Source organism: Gimesia fumaroli (genome assembly GCF_007754425.1).
GTDB lineage: Bacteria > Planctomycetota > Planctomycetia > Planctomycetales > Planctomycetaceae > Gimesia > Gimesia fumaroli.
Window position 1 is genome coordinate 3,526,065 of record NZ_CP037452.1, and the last position, 17,716, is coordinate 3,543,780.

Sequence of the window (17,716 nt, forward strand, 5' to 3'; positions counted from 1 at the left end):
ATGACCAAGATGAGTATGGATTCGGATAATACATGCATCTGAATATTTCACAACAAATGAAACTGGGCCAGCAGATGAAGCTGGCTCCGCGAATGATCCAGTCGATGGAGATTCTGCAGCTCCCCTTACAGGCGCTGGAAGAACGAATCGACCAGGAGCTGGCAGAGAACGTCTGCCTGGAGCGTATCAGCGATAATGAGAATACGCCCGATACCGAATCAGAGTTAATGCGGGATCAGGCAAATGCAGAATCCAACAGCTCTGACCTTGATGAAAAAGAGATGGTGGCTGGCAGTGAGCAGAATAACGAGTCTGATTTCGAGCGTTTGCTGGAGATGGCAGAGCAGTGGCCGGAAGACAATGTCACTTCTGCTACAAAGCCATCGTCTAATCGAGTCAGTGACGATATGGAACGCAGTAACGATGCGATTGCCAATATCTCGGAACGTCAGCAGACCCTGAATGAATATTTGCTGGAACAGTTCCATTACTTTAATTGCCCAGCCGAAATCAAAGAGTTTGGCGAGTATCTGATTCAGAACCTGGATCATAATGGCCGGTTGCAAAGTTCCCTGCCTGAGATCGTGCAGGTTTACGGCAAACACATTACGCAAGAGCAGGCAGAAGCCGCTCTACAACTGATTCAAAAATGCGATCCCCCCGGTGTGGGGGCCCGTGATTTGAAGGAATGCCTCCTGCTTCAGTTGAAGCCCGATGCCCCCTTTCGTGACGTGCTGGTGACGTTGATTACGTCGCACCTGGAAGACCTGGGGCAGAATCGACTGCCGGTGATTCAACGAAAAACCGGTTATTCGATCGATATGATCAAGAACGCCATGTCCTATTTACGTTATCTGGATCCGTTTCCGGGACGTGGATTCGAGTCGGAACCGGTTTTAAAAGTGACGCCTGATGTTTTTGTCAAACTTGATGAAAACGGAAAGTATGTGGTTGAGCTGGAAAATGAATACACGCCCCCCTTGCGGATCAGCCGGCGGTATGCCCAGTTGTTACGAAACAAAACCGACGACCAGACCAAGGAATACATCAAGAAAAAAATTGATGCTGCGAAATGGTTGATTGAAGCGATCGAACAGCGTCACAGTACCTTAAAGCGGGTGGCACAGGCAATTGTCGATTTTCAGACTGATTTTCTGAACAACGGTCCTGAGCATATTGTGCCTTTGAAGATGCAGCAGATTGCTGACGTCGTGGGCGTACATGTGACGACAGTGTCTCGCGCTGTCGATGATAAATGGATTCAGACGCCGCGTGGTTTGTATCCGTTGAAACGCTTCTTTGGGGGGGGGACCAAAACCTCTGAAGGGGAAGACGTGGCCTGGGGCATCATTCGATTGAAGCTCAAAGAGATCATCGATGCGGAAGACAAGAATAAGCCTCTCAGCGATGATTCTCTTGTCGAAGCACTATCCAAAGAAGGATACAATCTGGCACGGAGAACTGTCACAAAGTATCGCAAGGCGATGAATATCCCTTCCTCACGGCAGCGTCGGGAATATTAAGCCGGTTCTCCCCTGCTCTTTTTAGAGCTCGTGTTTCCACCCTGAGTCTTCCAGTGAAGTCTGCGAACCATCGGGGTGCTGAATAAAGGCGGTCTGTCTGCTGGTGATTTCGCCGATCTGTGTGATTTTGGTTGGGAGCGGATTTTGGCTGAGCAGCTGTTTTCCATCTTCGGGAGACACGGTAAACAGCAGTTCGAAATCTTCGCCATCAGAGAGAGCATGCTGCAGGCGCGTTTGTTTTGATTCGTTCTCTGAGACTCTGCTGCTGATCGGGATTGAAGTCGCATCCAGAAGCGCGCCAACGTTGGATTCGCGAAGAATATGTTGCAGGTCAGAAGCAAGACCATCGCTGAGATCAACCATGGAATGGATAGCGACCGCTTGATTCAGGATTAAGGCTTCAGAGACGAGAGGAGTAAAATTCAGATGATGGCCAGTCAGGCTGCCGCCTAGTTCGCCCGTCACGAAGATCCAGTCGCCTGGTATGGCACCGGAACGTTTAATAGACTTGGATGCCGGGGCGATTCCGATAATGGCAACGTTAATCACCAGTGGGCCGTCCCAGCTGTTTGTGTCGCCGCCGATCAGCTGGATTGAAAATTCTTTTGCGAGATCGATGATGCCTTGCATTATGGCTTTGGCAAATTCAGGGCCTCTGGACTTGGGTAGCGCAAGGCTGATGAGCGCTGAGTGAGGTTGTCCGGCCATCGCGGCGAGGTCGCTTATATTCACTGCCAATGCTTTACGGCCAGCACGTTCAGGCGTCGCTGGTGGGAAGGTGAAATGGGTGCCTTCCATCAGCATGTCTGTTGCAAATAACAGTTCACTGTTCAGGGGTGGTTGCAGAATAGCAGTATCATCGCCAATGCCGATGAGATTCGCTTTTGCGCTAGGGCATTGCTCACGAATCCATTGAATGAGGTCAAATTCATGAAATGAGGATGCCATGCTGTTAGTCTCTGTATCGACGGAAAACAGGGATTAATGTGAGAATCGGAGTATAAGATAATGGATGGATATCATAGCAGGCAACTCTTGTTTTTGGCGAGTCTCAGAGGACGCCGGATATCATAGTCTTTCGTATACATTAAAAGAACCCGACACATACCAAAATGATCTGTGTCGGGCTGATGGATCAGTTTGATAAACTGAATGATGGATCTAAGGTGTACCGGTCAGGTTCAACGGCAAGTGTCCGTAAAGAGTCTCATTTTTACGGAGAATGTAAAACTTGAGCGGGTTGAAACTGGGAAGCTTTGAGTTGCTCAGCACATAGGAAATGTTACTGAGATTTACCGTTTCCCAGATATGAAGTCCCACCAGGATATCGCCTCTTCGCATTCCGTTCATGGCGGCTGGACTTTGTGGTCGAACTTCTTCAATCAGCATGCCACCCTCATAGCGTGGGTTGAGCATGTGCTTTTGTGACTCAGTAATTTTTGTAATTCGAATTCCGAGTACTTCCCAGGTCTTCTCAAGCGTTGGATCGTTCGAGATTTCGTTGTTCTGTGCTCGAACAATCGGAGCACTCACAGGTGTTGTGCGGGCAACGGTAGTGGAGTCGGCCAGTGTGATTTGAACTGACTGAGTTTTCTCATCGCGGCGAATCAGAAGATCAATCGTGTCTCCTGGCTTGTGTCCCATGAAGGCACGTTCCAGGTCGGCACGGTCTACGACATTCACAGAACCGGCTTTCATGACGATGTCGTCTTTTTTGAGTCCGGATTTTTCTGCAGGGCTGTTTTTCTCGGGGTTACCGAGCACCAGCATCTGCTTGTCACCCTGTTTGATGTCATTGGCCAGAATACCGTGGTATGTGTGATCGATTAACTCGGTGCTGATCAGGTCGGCGATGATTTTCCGTGCGTCATCAATGGGAATCGCAAAACCGATTCGTTGGGCACCGGCTCGGATCGCCACGTTGATGCCAACGACTTCCCCGTCCAGATTTAATAACGGGCCGCCACTGTTACCGGGATTGATGCTGGCATCGGTCTGGATCAGATTTTTGTATGATTGCTTTTCGTTGACTTCAACATCACGAGACAGCGAACTGATAATTCCTGAAGTCACGCTATGCTCGTATCCAAATGCGTTTCCGACCGCGATTACGGTTTCTCCCAGCATTAAATCTGATGAGGTTCCCGGCGGCATCACAGTGAGCTTCTTCGTCGGATTGATTTTGATGATCGCCAGATCTTCGCTCTGGTTGGAAGAGATAATCCGCGCGTTGTATGTGCTGCCATCCATCATGGTCACGCGGAGCGAATCGACTCCATCAATGACGTGATGATTGGTGACAATATACCCTCTGGGATCAACAATGATCCCCGTGCCCATACCATTGACTTTTCGACTTTTTCCGGAGCCGAAGAGTGAATCTTCAGTACGTGCCGTTTTCTCACTGTGGATATTCACCACAGAAGTCTTAGCACGTTCAATAGCGCGAACCAGGGGTGTTTTGCGTACATCGGACGCTATACTGTTCTCGCAGAATGCACCTGATCCTGTGACAAGTATCATGGTGCACAGTGTGAGTTTATAAAAGCACTTAATCATTCGGTGGCTCAGTTCATCGAGGTGGGCGGTGCGATTACTCGCGTGTCCTAGTTCCATCTACCGACCGGAGACGATCCATCAATGCTCCGTAGAACTGCATATCGGAATGAACTCATTTCTGGCTTAATCACGAACGTTCTCTCTGGAATAGTTTACCTAGTTGACAGGGCGTCAGAATGGGTAAAGTGTATCGATTGTGCGGCTGGATATTTCAGCAATTTAAATGTGGAAAAGAAAATGGCTCATGAAATAATGTTAAGGAGAGCCTGCGAGACCGTGATGAGAGCAAATTCTGCGTAAGTGGTGTCCTGAACTCATCCTGAGAGAGGTTACTTGAGTTGAATCTTACAGTTTCCTGAAATTCTCAAGTTTCTTTTTCAATTCATTTTTTTGATCTGTGGGTGCTTTTTGAATTGCCTGCGCGAGGGTTTTCACTGCTAAATCCGTTTGCTGGTTTTCATGATAGGCCGTTGCCAGAGTATCGAGCATATTCCAGTCAGCCGACCGAGTGAGGTCGCAAGCCCGTTCCGCATGGAGTACTGCTGCTTTCGAGTCACGATACTTCGTATCAGGACACGTTGTGTAAAGCCAGGCTAAGTCATTATGTGCCGTCGCTGAGACAGGATTGAGCTCCAGGGCTCTCTGATAGTCCTTGATGGCAGATTCGAACTCTCGCTTCTGCTCCCACAGTGAAGCCCGGTTGCTGAATACTTCGGATACGAATTTATTTGCTTTGATTGCCTGATTAAAATCCTCCAGAGCCAGATCAGATTGATTCAGGTCGCGATACACAATACCCCGCGCGTTAAGAGCCGAGACCATTTGGGGCTGCAGTCGAATTGCTTCGTTATAATCGGCGATCGCTTTTTGAGGCTGTTCATTTTCAAAGTAAATCAAGCCCCGAATATGAAAGGCGTTGGCGCTTGAGGAATTGAGCTGAATTGCCTGGTTCAAGTCTGTCAGTGCTTTCGCATACTCCCCTTTTAAACGACGGATGTTTCCCCGATTCACATAAATATGTGGGTTATCTGTCTTTAGTTGGAGCGCTGCATCAAAATCAGAGAGTGCCTGGTCATAGTTTTTAAGTGCCTGCCAGGCGATGCCTCTCAGGTGATAGCGTTCGGCCGTCGGTTCTGTTTTCAAAGCCTCATTTAAAAACTGGATCAGTTCTTCGGGGGATCGGACATCGGTTTGTTTGATCCAGCCACCCAGTAAAGGAATCCAGAGCCACTCCTTATTGGTTTGTGTAATCAGAACGACTTCACCCGGATTGACTTTCCGAAGTGTGCCACCACTCGTTTTGATTTCTGCATCCTTTGCTGTCACGATTTTTATACGGGGCTGTATCTTGGGGGCATCGGCACCAAAAGTAGAAACTGGACAAAAGACCATTTCGCAAATGAGTAAAAACAGCAGTGGATTTGTTTTGAACGGCGTTGGCATTGGACAAGATCCCAAGTTAACTAACGATCAAAATTCGTTGATTTGTTAGTTTTTCGATATAAGTAGTATATTTCGTAGAATTCCTATATTAACATGGTATCCTATAGGCTCGTACAACACTTTCCCAAACTAAAGGGAATTTGAAAACGGAAAATTTCAATTTATTCGTATCAGGAAGTTCAAAACAGCGATGAGGGGGAAGAAAGTGAAACAAATGATTAGAGTACTGTGTGCTGTGACGGCCATCGTAATGGCAGGCTCCACAGTCGAAGCTGGGAAATGCAAGTCTCAGCAGTGTTGTGTGAGTGCAGCACCTTGTTTGAGCGGTTGTAATCCGTGTGCGACGATGGCCTGCAAGCCCGCTTGCCAGACAGTCGAGCGGACTGTGATGGTCCCGGAAATGGTAACAGAAGTTCGTAAGGTCAAATGTACTGCCTACCGAACTGAGACTCGACAGCGGGATATCACAATTTATGAACGCGTTCCGGAAACGCGGGAAGTCACTCAGACCTTCACGGTAATGCGTCCTGAAACACGCACACGTATGGAAAAATATATTGCCTGTAAGCCCGTCTGGAAAACATCGCAGAAGACTTATACTGTCAATGTGCCTTACTATGAAGCACGCACCGGAGTTCGGCAGGTTAAGAAAACATTCTGGAAAGACGTCACGCAGGAATACACGGTCAACGTCCCCTACACGGAGAAGCGAACCGGAACGCGTCAGGTCCAGAAAGTGGTTATGAAAGATGTTGTTCAGGAATATTGTGTGAATGTTCCTTACACGGAAAAGCGTCAGGGCACTCGGACTGTGATGAAATGTGTTCCTGTTAAACGCTATCATACGGTTTGTGAAGATCAAGGACACTGGGAAGATCGTCCGATCAAAGCGGCGTGCCCTGCCCCGGCCTGTGATAATTGTGGAAACTGCGGCGACTGCTGTCAGACGGCGTGTGTTCCTGTTTGTACGCAGCGGGTCTGGGTTCCGAAAATTGTCCAGAAGAAAGTGGAATATACTTCATATCAGCAGCAGTGCGAGCAGGTGCCTTATACGTATGAAGTGCAACTGTGTAAGCCGGAAAAACGAACTCGCACACTAAAAGTCTGCGAGACCGTTTGTGTACCTGAAAAATACACATACGAAGTTCAGCTCTGCAAACCGGAAAAACGGACTCGCACAGTCAAAGTTTGCGAAGTCAAATGTGTGCCGCAAGAGTATACCTATCGGGTTAAACTTTGTAAGCAGGAAACTCGAACCTGTGATGTCAAAGTCTGCTCTTATGTGAAAGAAGAAAGAACTCGCGAAGTCACCTACACGGTTTGTGTTCCTGAGCAAAAAACGTGTACTCGCAAGATTACCGTTTGTAAGCGGGTTCCCAAGGTTGTCAAGCAGAATTATACGGTTTGTGTTCCTTACACCGTTGAGAAAGAGGTCCCTGTCCAGGTTTGTCGGCAGGTTGCCAGAAAAGTCCTGGTACAGGTCCCCGTCTGCTCTGCCTGTGAGACAGGCTGTTCCAAGTGTAAATAAGTAACGAGTGAGGAGCAGTTCACAGTGCTTCTCTGTCCGAGACAAGCCTCATACTTTCGGGTATGAGGCTTTTTTTATAAACTGATTATCAGAGGAAACCAATTTTCGCTTTTCAAATGAGAAACCTGATGTCCGATTTTTCTTCGCAGTTCAATAAACCAGCACGCTTCACAGACGAGTTCGAGACTTTAATAGCGAACATTTCCCAACTGGCTGAAGGCGGCGATACAGAGCATCTCTGGCCCGCGGAATCGTGGGAAGCCATCAAGCAGGCAGGAGTCCTGGGCTGGAATGTGCCGTTGGAATTTGGCGGAGCCGACTTGAATTCAGTCGAGATGACTTACGGCTATATCAGGCTGGCCGAAGCCTGTTTAACTACGACGTTTGTACTGACTCAGTTCAATGCAGCCTGTCAGCGAATCAACTGGTCTGAAGATCAGGAATTAAAAACGCGAGTCTTCCATGAGTTGGTTTCGGGGGAAAAATTTGCCACGGTGGGGATCTCACATTTAACCACCTCACGTCAGCATCTCAGTAAGCCGACGGTGACTGCAGAGAAGACTTCAAACGGCTGGATTCTGGATGGCTTTGTTCCCTGGGTGACAGGCGCCGTGAAAGCAGATTACATTGTGACCGGTGGCGTCTGTGAAGATGCGATGCAAATCCTGGGGCTCGTCAGTACCGATCTCGCTGGCGTTGAACCGCAGCCTCCGATTGAAATGCTCTCGATGACAGGCTCGCAGACGGGAGCCGTCAAACTGAATCAGGTGACCATTCCCGCGGAATGTCTGATCGCTGGCCCCGTCGAAAAAGTAATGAAACGCCCCGATGGTCAGGGCGGCGCCGGCTCATTAACCACCTCCGCGCTCGCGCTCGGAGTGGCCCGTCGCGCCATTATGAAACTGGAAGAAGAAGCCACGAAACGACCTGATCTGCAGGAAATCTTCAACCCGCTGCAGGCCGATTATCAAAGAATCTTTGATGAGATGTTTGAAACTCTCACCGCGGGAACTTTGAACGGTTCCATTTCCGAAAAGATTCGCGAACGTTCAAACTCGCTAGTCCTGCGTGCCTCACAGGCTTTGCTGGCGGCCGTGAAAGGCGCTGGCTTTGTCAAAGGTCATCCCGCAGAACGTGCCATTCGCGAGGCGATGTTTTTCCTCGTCTGGTCCTGTCCACAACCAGTGGTTCATGCCAATATGAAAGAGTTCGCCTGCGTGCTCGACTGAGCCGTTTTTTTTCGCTTACTTCTCGCCCGCCAGTGCTTCTGCCAGGTTGATGACATGATCCCTGACACGTCGGAGTGCGTTCAACGTTGACGTATAGGAAACATTGATATACGGGTCGACTTTCTCTTTTGACAGGTAATCCAGATGTTCGCGCTGTAACGTTTTGACTTTCTTTTTGATTTCTTCTCCCGAATGGACGGTCGCCGAAACGATGTCTGTGTTTTCCTCCTGGTAAGCCGTGGTCACATGGTTTAACTGTTGTTCTACCATCTTGAGCAGATCCAGCAGCGAATTATTATGAGCTTCATCAAAAACCCTACCCTGCTTTTTCAGCTTCAGTCGGAATTTGGCAATCCGCTGCAGGTAGTCGCTGATCGATTCATACTCGTCTGCCATTCTCAGCTGACAGCGTCCTTTGGAAATCACTTCCTGAGGCAGATCCATCGCCAGTAGGTGCGTGATATAAGTAGTGATCTCGTCCTGCATGCGATCCAGCTCTTCTTCATATTCAAAGAGCTTATCCACATCTTCAGTGGCTGGTGTTTCCTGAGAGAGAATCCGATTCAGTATCTGAACCATTTCATCGCAAATCACGCCCATCCTGATGACTTCACCCCGCGATTGATCAATCGCCAGCACCGGCGTTTCGAGAATACGGATATCCAGGCTTCTCAGGTGTGCGATTTCCTGCGGTTTGTCTTTCACGATCCGAGTCAGTAATGTCGCGATCTTCCCGGCGAAAGGCAGAAAGACAATGGTGTTGACGATATTGAACACGGAGTGTGTGGCTGCAATCGCGAATACACAACTGGGATAAGTGGCCTCCCCGTTGACCATGACTGCTTTGGTCACATCGACATCGATCAACCAGGGAATAAATTTGACATACCAGAAGAAAATCGTTGAGATCCAGATGACCCCGGAAATGTTAAACAGCACGTGGAAATAAGCTGCGCGGCGGGCGTTGGTGGTCGCGCCCAGCGAGGCAAGCAACGCGGTAACGGTGGTCCCGATATTTTCCCCCAGTACCAGTGCCGCTGCTGTCTCGAAAGGAATCAGCCCGGTTACCGCCAGTGAAATCGTAATCCCCAAAGTCGCTGACGAAGATTGAACGAGTATCGTTAAAATACATCCCACGAGCATACACTGATACAGGCCGAGATAGCTGTTCGCCTGAAAGTGAAGAAACCATTCCTGGAACTCCGGCAAATCTTTCAGGAATTTACAGGCTTCTTTCATCAGCTGTAAACCGAAAAAGACCATGCCGACTCCCATGACCGCCAGAGCCGTATACCGCAACTTTTCGTTTTTGGAAAACAGGTAGACGAAGGCAGAAACGCCCAGAATCGGCAGACCATATTTGCCGATTTTCAGAACCAGAATCCAACCGGTCACGGTCGTGCCGACGTTCGCACCCATGATCACGCCGATGGCCTGCGTCAGCGACATCAAGCCGCCGTTCACGAACCCGACGGTCATCACTGTTGTCACAGAACTGGACTGCACCAGCACGGTCACCAGAAAGCCAACAATGATTGCCAGGATGCGATTGTTCGTCACCGCTCCAATGAGACTTCTCAGGCTGGCACCAGCAATCGACTGCAACCCCTGAGACATATATTTCATTCCCAGGAGGAAGATCCCCAGACCTCCAATGAGGGTGGTCGTCATTTCAAACATGGTATTTTTTAGACCCTGCCGTGTTATTTCTCAGCCCCAGATGATTTCGAACAGGGCCGCATAAGATGGTGTTCATTTGGATTGATAAATGTTAAGAATTTGCATATTTATTATGAAGATCTGTTAATAATACAAGCCTGTAGCCGGACTCTCTTGGAACTCGGCACTAAAATTATGCTGCTGGTCCTTGTGAGATTGTGTTGTTGACGGTAAATCAGTTCATAGACTTATCTGGGAATGCAGAAATAAGCCTGAAACGGGCTGAAAATGAACCTGTTCATGTGATTCTGACCCCGATCTGCGCCCCCGTAGCTCAATTGGATAGAGTGCTGGCTTCCGAAGCCAGAGGTTGCTGGTTCGAGCCCAGCCGGGGGTATTTTCGCGAGCACACCTGCTGAATCAGTTCTAATTCCGCAGTCAGAACACAGTCTCCCTGTTCGATGTTCATTCCTGAAGATCCAGCACCTCCTGCTGAAAAAATCTGACTTGACGGCAACCCGGCGTTGCATAGTTTATCTGCAGTTATGCGTCGCGCGCGTGAGCACTGCTGGTTCAGGTGAATCTGTGAAACCGGTTTTAACCGCACCTGCAAAAAACCGCTTGTATTAGACCGATTTTTCAAATCGAATCCTCCAAAAGTTATGCGGGTCGACACACATCGGCGCATATCCGACACCGTCCGGTCCACTCTCCGCCTCTTGAGACACACTGCCAGCCACCGTTCACACCACATCAAAATCTCCTTTCCTCTTGACCACCTCACGCCCCTGCAGAAAATTTTCATCAACAGCGCGGGCATCAGAAATAAAACAGAGACAGATCGAACTTTCAAAACCCGGTCAGATTCGGAGACAAATCCAAGCCGACCACAGCGAGCAGGAAACCAACACATCGAATCACAAAACCAGATCACAAATTCATCCTCCAAAAAGTAGGGGCGGGACCCATGTGTCCGCCCGCCTGGCGACATTCAAGTTCAAATCACTGAGTAAATGGAACCAGAGCGGCCTGCAAAAAAGTGAGCAGCTCGGCACCAACCGCTGTTTGCAACCAGAGTGCGGAAACAAACCGCTGGCAGATGAATCCTACCAGATATCACCAGCACCAACTCAGATGAACTTTCAACACCTGCCGCTCGTCGGATAAGGGAAAAAAGTCCAGACCCCTTTTAGCTCCCATCGAGCATGTTCAAGAAACGTGTTCGATCTCAGAACGTCGGGCTTGTGAAGTTCTTGATCAGCCTCGGAGTACACAGCGGTACGTTCCCACGGTCAAGGAAGATGAATCTCGATTGATCTCTCGAATTCTGGAGTTGGTTAGAGAGTTCCCACGATTTGGTTATCGCCAGATCACTCGTTTGCTTCGAGGTGAAGGCTGGCAGGTCAACTTCAAAAGAGTTTACAGACTTTGGCGACAGGAAGGCTTGAAGGTGCCCAGAAAGAAACAGAAACGCAAGCGTTTGGGGAATTCCAGTGGCGGCATTCTACGTCGAAAGTCAGAACGAATGAATTAGGTCTGGTCAATGGATTTCATCTTTGATCGTACGACCAACGGTCGCGCCATCAAGATTTTGTCAATCATTGACGAGCATACTCGTGAGTGCATTGCCTTAAATGCGAGCCGCAAAATGACCAGTGAAGATGTGATTGCGGTATTGGTAGACTTGATCGCCATTCGTGGTGTTCCGACATTCGTACGTTGCGACAACGGCCCGGAGTTTATTTCAAAGTCCTTGCGGAAGTTTCTGGAGAGAATCGATGTGGGAACGTCGTACATCGAGCCTGGAAGTCCGTGGGAGAATGGTTTCGTAGAGAGCTTTCACAGTCGGTTTCGAGATGAATGTTTAGCGTGCGAAGAGTTCACGACGATTTCTGAAGCGATGACCGTGATCGATGAGTGGCGAAGTATGTACAACCAACGTCGTCCACACAGTTCTTTAGGCGGTCAGACACCCGCCGAATTTGCGTCGCAGTGTGCCGCTTCCGTTCCAGGAGAGAATCCGCCTCCGGCTCCTTCTCTCCCTCCACTCCAGCGTCACGCTGCTGATTTAATTACCCAACCCGAACTCTCATAACCCTGGATCAACTTTTGGGGGGATTCCAATAGTCGATGACTCCTTAATTTTTCCCTATGGTCTTCGGAATTAGTGGCAGGCAGATCATCTGAATTTTCGTAAGGGACAATCCGAGGCAACAGATCAGATTCGTACTTTTACAGCACTAAATCGATTTCCTGGGGCGGCTGCGCATATTTGAACTACACGTTCCATCCAAGGCAGCCCTCGTCCTTGCAAATCCCGTAGCGAAATCCTCACCAATGTGGATGAGGGCTCGAATTTTTTTAAGAGCCTCTTACCATGCCAGATTGTGATCAGACAGCCTTTGGGGACGATAGGCAGCTGAATGTGCATGTGTGTATCTTGGATAAATGCGCGCAGCCGAATTAATCGTGGGACATCTTTCCAGATTTCCAATGTAGGGTCACCTATGACGTGATAGATTTCAAAGTGATCTTTGATGTACTGGGGAGAACCGCTGCCGCAAATGGGTAGATAGCTCTTGGCATAGTTGAGTAGGTCACCGAGTCGGTTGTTCCGCACACCATAGGCCGCCGTAGAACTCGGAAAGGTGGGAAGCACACCAGGCCACATCCCGTCGAAAATTGCCTTAGTCAAGTCATCATTCAAAAACGAATGCGAGACACGAGTGGCAGCGATCAGAGAAGGTGCACCGCCGGGCAACTGCATAATGGCTTCCGCGAAAGAATTTGTTGAGGCCGAAAGATCAAAACGTCCTGTGAGACAGTTGACACTGTAAAAGATGCTCGGCATTGTGCCTGTGACTCCACTAAGATCACCAGTTTGGAAATGAGGCATATGCCACCCCGATTCCAAACCATGATCACGATGTGCTGTGATCAATTGGCCTTCTGTGGTTGCATCTACTAAGTTTGCGGTAGCGACTGCACCGTTTAGCAGAGCAGCCTTCACTTCTGTAGGAACGGGGGTGCCGTCACGGAAGTATTGAGGGTTGGGATTGTTAGAGACATATACCCGTTCTATTTCAAACCCCAGACTGACAAGGTGTGATCGAATGCTCTCCAAGGTCTTCATGTACCGCCGGTCTGCCCTGCCGTCTTGGGGCTGGTCGTCTTGGAAATAACCAGCAAACGTCATACGCCGGTAGTATTCTGGGTCAGCTGGGGGGGCCTTTTCGTATCGTATTATTTGTTCCACCACCGCATTCGCCTCTGCCAATGATTGAGCTGGGATTCTCCCACCTGATATGGATGGCATCACCAGGTCGGTGCTCCCGGCAGGGTCAAATTTAGTGGTGTAGTAATAATCCGACGCATTAGATCCAAAGGCGCCGCCACTGATCGTCTCAGTTGTAATTTGGTCAACATCGCCGAGTAGTAACAGATATCGCAGTTTCGACCCCGGTTTTGACCGCTGATTTCGAACGTATTCTTTGATTTGTGAAACCGAATTACCAATATCCGATATGGGAACAATCTTTGTGATAAGCCCTTTGCGCAACTTCCAATCTGCCAACTTTCGCGCCGCCTGCAGAAAGTCATCATGTGCGATAATTAGGTATTGAGGACCGGTGAGGTGAGATAGTGGTGGCTGTCGCTCCAGCCATCGCCCTTCCAGACGCTGCTCTATGTCGCGCTGTGGATTCACGAACATGTTTCCGAATGACTCTAATTCGAGATTGCGATCATAAACATCGAGATCCGCATCCCCAGCGCCTTCGATAAGTCGAATTGTTACTACAATATTCGGATATAAAAGTAGTTTTTGCTTTTTGGGTTTATACTGCGCCGGACGTATATGGACCAAAATTGCATGATAGGCGTCGAGCTCAAACGGCCCTGTGACCTCGACTAATTCGCTGGGATAGCTTCTGCTTTTTTTGTAAAACGACTCATCATATTCGAATTCATGTTCAGTGTCGGCGTCATCAGTAATCTCATCCTGCGCTGGCAGTACATCGATTCCTTCGAACTCGCGCGGCTCGGACTTCTTTACATGTACTTCATAACCACAGCCAGCTGGTAATTGGACATATCGTCCAAAAGATGGCATTAGTGGTTTACCACTTTCAACCAGATATCCGACACCATCAATGTCAACTTGTTTAAAAGGGATGCGTTTTCCTTTTACCTCGTGGCTATCATCTATTAGAAAGAATGCGGGAAACTTAACAGAAAGACGGATCTCATGCTCAAACTCTTCGACTTCAACAATTGGCTCCGTCCCCAATAGCTCGATATCATATTCATCTGATAAGCCTGCTGCATCAAGCATAACTAATTTACGCATAGTAAGGATCCTAGAATCAAAATGAAATTTTTAGCATCACGTCTGTTAATCGATTATAGGTGCGATTTACAAAATGTACCGATTTAAGAGCACAGGGCTTTATGTCTAAAAGTCCTATCCACTAAAATCTCCCTGACAGCAGTTAATGCTGTTCAATTCTCCAATTCGACATTGAAGGTTTGCTCGATACCATTTGATTCGATGTCAATTGTTGCTTTTTTCTGCGAGAAGTTCACAGCAGTAATAAGATGGTTATCATCAGTTATTGCATGCCCATTAACACGAATGACTTTCATTCCTGCTGTAAGGCCACTGCGTGAAGCAGGTGAGCCGTTTTTCACTTTTAAAATACGGCGGTTTATGTGCTCTACTCCGAGACGAAGATCATTGACATCTCTACCATACATCCTACGAAAAGAATATGGCGTTTGTGTTTTCTGTGGAATGTCACGATAGGTGTGAGGTTTGAAATCATTTTGCATCTTAATTTCCGAAAATCTTGCGGTTTTCTCGCGAGTAATTTTGAAAACATCATTCCAGTCAAGACGCTTGTTTGCATTTTGCTCTAATGCACGACAGAAAGACCATGTAAAAGCTCCGCCTATTGGTGGTGGCATTCCAATAGAAACCTGTTCAGGACGACATGATGTGATATCAATCCGGCCATCAGTATTAAAAAAAAGATGTGTTAAAAGAGTGGTATTGGCAGGGAAGGCGCCAGCCGGGGATGGAGCAGGCTCACCTGAGACCGATGCACAGCAATCAGTGATGACTGCCCAAAAGCGTGGTGTTAATGGTTTCTTTATGGATTGCACAATGGATGATCGTAGAACCCGTCCGCTGTTGTTCAGGATCAAAAAGTGACCTTCTTCGGGAGAAAACCCGCCATGTCCAGAATAGTAAAATAATACTGCATCATCTTGCTGGATTTTTAGATTTGTGAGAGTGTTTGTGATCATTCTCTCACTGACGTCTTTTCCAATAAGTTCTATAATTTGCAGTGAGTTGCGTGGTATACCAGTTCGTAATACTTTCTTGATGTTCTTCAGGTCGGTAGCAACAGAAGCGCCAAGGTCTGAGTGAGTATCGATTGCCAATACCGCATACAACTGTCGTGCTACTGCAGATTCTGCGAAGATAGAACAGATGAAGACTATTGCTAATTGAGTTATTCGAATATGCATTGGTATCTTTCTACGGAACTTATCAGACTGTTAACCTCTACCTGACTTAATGTATTGCCAAGGCTATGTAGGATATTCAAGTTTAATGTACAGTGGCCTTTTGTCAATACCTGTTCGGAGTGTGCCGTGTGTTCAATCGATAAAATACAAAGTGATTAGGCTAACATTGTACCCTCAGATCAACTCTTTAATCGGGGCGCCCGTGTGGTAGAATGGGCATGGAGTGGCCCGCCGTGGTCGAGGGATTCTTTGTTCTGTTCGATTCCCAGGAAGCGGTAGACGGTTGCCAGGTGATCGGTGGGATCGAACAGATTAGCAGCTGCCACGAAGTCTATTCTCCAAAATGAACATACGTACTGGCAGGCTTCTTCGAAGCAAAGTTCCCTGATGCGATCCTGTTCCAAAGAAAATTCATAGACCAGAAATGACGTCGGGCGGGTTCTTACTGGGCCTCGGTAATCGACTCGAAACACCATTTTCTCTGAGTCGGATCTGACCAGACTGGCAGATAAATTACGATACGATGTGTAAGTGTTCTGAGCGCGTTCGATGACTCGTTGTTTGGCCTCACGTATCTCCGGTGGATTCAGGTAATTCCACAATCGCTGAAGAAATCGCTTCATGTTGGAATTACTCTCCTGATGTGTGATAGACAATGAGATTATATCGCAAGCATTCGTATCAACTAAAGTAAGAAAATAAAACGCTCAAAATCAATTGTCAGATCAACTCGCTGATCGGAGCACCGTGCGGCAGAATCGGCATGGGGCGGCCGCTGCGGTCGAGGAATTCGTGGTTCTGGTCGATTCCCAGGAAGCGGTAGACGGTGGCCAGGAGATCGTTGGGGTCCAGCTTGTTGTCTTTCGCGTATTCGCCTTTGGCGGTGGTCGAGCCGATGACCTGTCCCATGGGGGCGCCGCCTCCTGAGACGAGAACGGACATCGCACCTGGCCAATGGTCGCGGCCCGGTTGCATGACTTTACTCTTGGTGCCCGGCTGAACGGTAATCCGCGGTGTGCGGCCGAACTCGCCCGAGACGACCAGCATCACTTTCTTATCGAGGCCGCGTGCGTAGATGTCTTCAATCAGAGCCGAGACGGCGCGATCAAAGGGCGGCATGCGGACGCCCAGATCGTAATACAGGTCGCCGTTAATGGCGTGGATGTCCCAGTTGGCATGGATGCGGTTTTTCTGTGTGCCGGGGACATCGGGGTTGTTCATATACATGGTGACAAAGCTGGTACCGGCTTCGACGAGACGCCGCGCGAGTAACGCACGCTGACCCCATTTGTGACGACCATAGCGGTCGCGGGTGGCGTCACTCTCTTGCGTGAGATCAAACGCCTGCCTCGCTTTTTCGCTGGTCAACAGGCTAAGCGCCTGCTGGTTGATGTCATCCAGAGATTCCATCGAGCCGTTGAGATCGGTGTCTTTTCGCATTTGATCGAATGCTTTTAAAAGTCCCACGCGATCATCGAGGCGGTTTTTCAGTCCATTGGATAACGACAGATTGGGCACCTTATAACCGGGGGCCCCGGGGTTGCCGCCGACGACAAAGGGCATTGCGGATTCGCCCAGGTAAGCACTGCCCCCGCCATAGGCGCGGGGTGAACTGGCGACGTAGTTGGGCACGCCGACACTGCGGTGCTCGCGCATTTTGGCCACGATCGGGCCCACGGTGGGAAATTCGGAAATGGGATTCACGCTCTGGGTTTTCCGGCCACTCAGAAACCGGACGGAGCCGCGGGCGTGTTGTGAGTCTTCATGCGAAATCGAACGGATGATGGAGAATTTGTCCGCCACCCGGGCATGCAGCGGCAACAGTTCACAGATCTCAATCCCCGGTGCATTGGTGGCGATCGGGTTGAGCTGCCCTCGATAATCGCTGGGGGCGTTGGGTTTCATGTCATACGTTTCCATATGACTGGGGCCGCCCAGGAGCCAGATGAAGATGACCGCGGTATCGTCGTTTGAGTTGTTGGTGCCGGAGATCGCATTCGCCAGCGCCCGTTGCTGGAGCAATTCTGATAATCCGAGCCCTCCTAATGCCAGATAACCGGCTTCCAGGAAGCTGCGTCGGGACATGGGACCGGGACAAAAGACGGACTGATCAGAACTCATCAAGATACCTCTTACAAAAGAGTCAGACGTTCGGAGTGCATCAGGTTTCGCAGGTAAGACGTTTAGGGAGGGTATCGGATTTCGTAACTTTGTTAATTTTAGTGTAACTGACAAAGGATCAG

The 17,716-nt window shown here is 48.9% G+C and carries 14 protein-coding genes and 1 tRNA gene; 7 read left to right on the forward strand and 8 right to left on the reverse strand.

Annotation, left to right across the window (positions count from 1 at the left end; translation table 11 throughout):
* Window positions 1–32 precede the first annotated feature (32 nt).
* Window positions 33–1,523, forward strand: a complete 1,491-nt coding sequence (gene rpoN, locus Enr17x_RS13400) for an RNA polymerase factor sigma-54 (protein WP_145309488.1) — start codon at window positions 33–35, stop codon at window positions 1,521–1,523.
* A 21-nt stretch (window positions 1,524–1,544) separates the two neighbouring features.
* Here rpoN and Enr17x_RS13405 read toward each other — a convergent pair whose 3' ends face one another.
* The 3 genes from Enr17x_RS13405 to Enr17x_RS13415 all read right to left on the reverse strand — a co-directional run bounded on the left by Enr17x_RS13405 (window position 1,545) and on the right by Enr17x_RS13415 (window position 5,525).
* The gene (locus Enr17x_RS13405; protein ID WP_145309490.1) at window positions 1,545–2,471 is read right to left on the reverse strand and encodes a thiamine-phosphate kinase; all 927 of its coding nucleotides are present in this window, start codon (window positions 2,469–2,471) and stop codon (window positions 1,545–1,547) included.
* Window positions 2,472–2,684: 213 nt separating this feature from the next.
* The gene (locus Enr17x_RS13410; protein ID WP_232101049.1) at window positions 2,685–3,941 is read right to left on the reverse strand and encodes a trypsin-like peptidase domain-containing protein; all 1,257 of its coding nucleotides are present in this window, start codon (window positions 3,939–3,941) and stop codon (window positions 2,685–2,687) included.
* A 486-nt stretch (window positions 3,942–4,427) separates the two neighbouring features.
* Entirely contained in the window at window positions 4,428–5,525 is a 1,098-nt protein-coding gene (locus Enr17x_RS13415; protein ID WP_145309492.1) for a tetratricopeptide repeat protein, read from the reverse strand.
* Window positions 5,526–5,739: 214 nt separating this feature from the next.
* Between Enr17x_RS13415 and Enr17x_RS13420 the strand changes: the two genes are divergently transcribed.
* Together Enr17x_RS13420 and Enr17x_RS13425 are read left to right on the forward strand one after the other, a co-directional pair.
* Complete coding sequence (locus tag Enr17x_RS13420) at window positions 5,740–7,053, forward strand: hypothetical protein (protein ID WP_198001138.1); 1,314 nt, start codon at window positions 5,740–5,742, stop codon at window positions 7,051–7,053.
* A 128-nt stretch (window positions 7,054–7,181) separates the two neighbouring features.
* Window positions 7,182–8,282: an acyl-CoA dehydrogenase family protein gene (locus tag Enr17x_RS13425; RefSeq protein WP_198001139.1), complete on the forward strand. Its 1,101-nt coding sequence runs from the start codon at window positions 7,182–7,184 to the stop codon at window positions 8,280–8,282.
* 15 nt (window positions 8,283–8,297) lie between these two features.
* Here the strand turns inward: Enr17x_RS13425 and Enr17x_RS13430 are convergent, their stop codons facing one another.
* Window positions 8,298–9,953 (reverse strand): Na/Pi cotransporter family protein, encoded by a 1,656-nt coding sequence (locus Enr17x_RS13430; RefSeq protein WP_232101050.1) that lies wholly within the window; start codon window positions 9,951–9,953, stop codon window positions 8,298–8,300.
* Between the two features lie 311 nt (window positions 9,954–10,264).
* On the opposite strand from Enr17x_RS13430, the gene Enr17x_RS13435 reads away from it, so the two are divergent.
* The 4 genes from Enr17x_RS13435 to Enr17x_RS13450 all read left to right on the forward strand — a co-directional run bounded on the left by Enr17x_RS13435 (window position 10,265) and on the right by Enr17x_RS13450 (window position 12,036).
* Window positions 10,265–10,338: transfer RNA gene (locus Enr17x_RS13435), tRNA-Arg, on the forward strand.
* Between the two features lie 572 nt (window positions 10,339–10,910).
* Window positions 10,911–11,108, forward strand: a complete 198-nt coding sequence (locus tag Enr17x_RS13440) for a hypothetical protein (protein ID WP_145309500.1) — start codon at window positions 10,911–10,913, stop codon at window positions 11,106–11,108.
* A gap of 145 nt (window positions 11,109–11,253) precedes the next feature.
* Entirely contained in the window at window positions 11,254–11,475 is a 222-nt protein-coding gene (locus Enr17x_RS30385) for an IS3 family transposase (RefSeq protein WP_198001140.1), read from the forward strand.
* Window positions 11,476–11,484: 9 nt separating this feature from the next.
* Entirely contained in the window at window positions 11,485–12,036 is a 552-nt protein-coding gene (locus tag Enr17x_RS13450) for an integrase core domain-containing protein (RefSeq protein WP_145309502.1), read from the forward strand.
* A 123-nt stretch (window positions 12,037–12,159) separates the two neighbouring features.
* Here the strand turns inward: Enr17x_RS13450 and Enr17x_RS13455 are convergent, their stop codons facing one another.
* The 4 genes from Enr17x_RS13455 to Enr17x_RS13470 all read right to left on the reverse strand — a co-directional run bounded on the left by Enr17x_RS13455 (window position 12,160) and on the right by Enr17x_RS13470 (window position 17,594).
* On the reverse strand, window positions 12,160–14,289 hold the full coding sequence (locus Enr17x_RS13455; RefSeq protein ID WP_145309504.1) for a C25 family cysteine peptidase: 2,130 nt from the start codon (window positions 14,287–14,289) through the stop codon (window positions 12,160–12,162).
* 152 nt (window positions 14,290–14,441) lie between these two features.
* Window positions 14,442–15,473, reverse strand: a complete 1,032-nt coding sequence (locus tag Enr17x_RS13460) for a caspase family protein (protein ID WP_145309506.1) — start codon at window positions 15,471–15,473, stop codon at window positions 14,442–14,444.
* Between the two features lie 179 nt (window positions 15,474–15,652).
* Window positions 15,653–16,096 carry a hypothetical protein gene (locus tag Enr17x_RS13465; RefSeq protein WP_145309508.1) on the reverse strand — a complete coding sequence of 148 codons (444 nt, stop codon included), beginning with the start codon at window positions 16,094–16,096 and terminating at the stop codon, window positions 15,653–15,655.
* A 97-nt stretch (window positions 16,097–16,193) separates the two neighbouring features.
* On the reverse strand, window positions 16,194–17,594 hold the full coding sequence (locus Enr17x_RS13470; protein ID WP_145309510.1) for a DUF1501 domain-containing protein: 1,401 nt from the start codon (window positions 17,592–17,594) through the stop codon (window positions 16,194–16,196).
* Window positions 17,595–17,716: the final 122 nt, after the last annotated feature.

Coding starts and splice junctions, on each gene's coding strand:
- Enr17x_RS13470 (WP_145309510.1), bottom strand. CDS start 17,594: ATGAGTTCTGATCAGTCCGTCTTTTGTCCCGGTCCCATGTCCCGACGC.
- Enr17x_RS13465 (WP_145309508.1), bottom strand. CDS start 16,096: ATGAAGCGATTTCTTCAGCGATTGTGGAATTACCTGAATCCACCGGAG.
- Enr17x_RS13430 (WP_232101050.1), bottom strand. CDS start 9,953: ATGACGACCACCCTCATTGGAGGTCTGGGGATCTTCCTCCTGGGAATG.
- Enr17x_RS13450 (WP_145309502.1), top strand. CDS start 11,485: ATGGATTTCATCTTTGATCGTACGACCAACGGTCGCGCCATCAAGATT.
- rpoN (WP_145309488.1), top strand. CDS start 33: ATGCATCTGAATATTTCACAACAAATGAAACTGGGCCAGCAGATGAAG.
- Enr17x_RS13405 (WP_145309490.1), bottom strand. CDS start 2,471: ATGGCATCCTCATTTCATGAATTTGACCTCATTCAATGGATTCGTGAG.
- Enr17x_RS13460 (WP_145309506.1), bottom strand. CDS start 15,473: ATGCATATTCGAATAACTCAATTAGCAATAGTCTTCATCTGTTCTATC.
- Enr17x_RS13425 (WP_198001139.1), top strand. CDS start 7,182: ATGTCCGATTTTTCTTCGCAGTTCAATAAACCAGCACGCTTCACAGAC.
- Enr17x_RS13455 (WP_145309504.1), bottom strand. CDS start 14,289: ATGCGTAAATTAGTTATGCTTGATGCAGCAGGCTTATCAGATGAATAT.
- Enr17x_RS13420 (WP_198001138.1), top strand. CDS start 5,740: ATGATTAGAGTACTGTGTGCTGTGACGGCCATCGTAATGGCAGGCTCC.
- Enr17x_RS13415 (WP_145309492.1), bottom strand. CDS start 5,525: ATGCCAACGCCGTTCAAAACAAATCCACTGCTGTTTTTACTCATTTGC.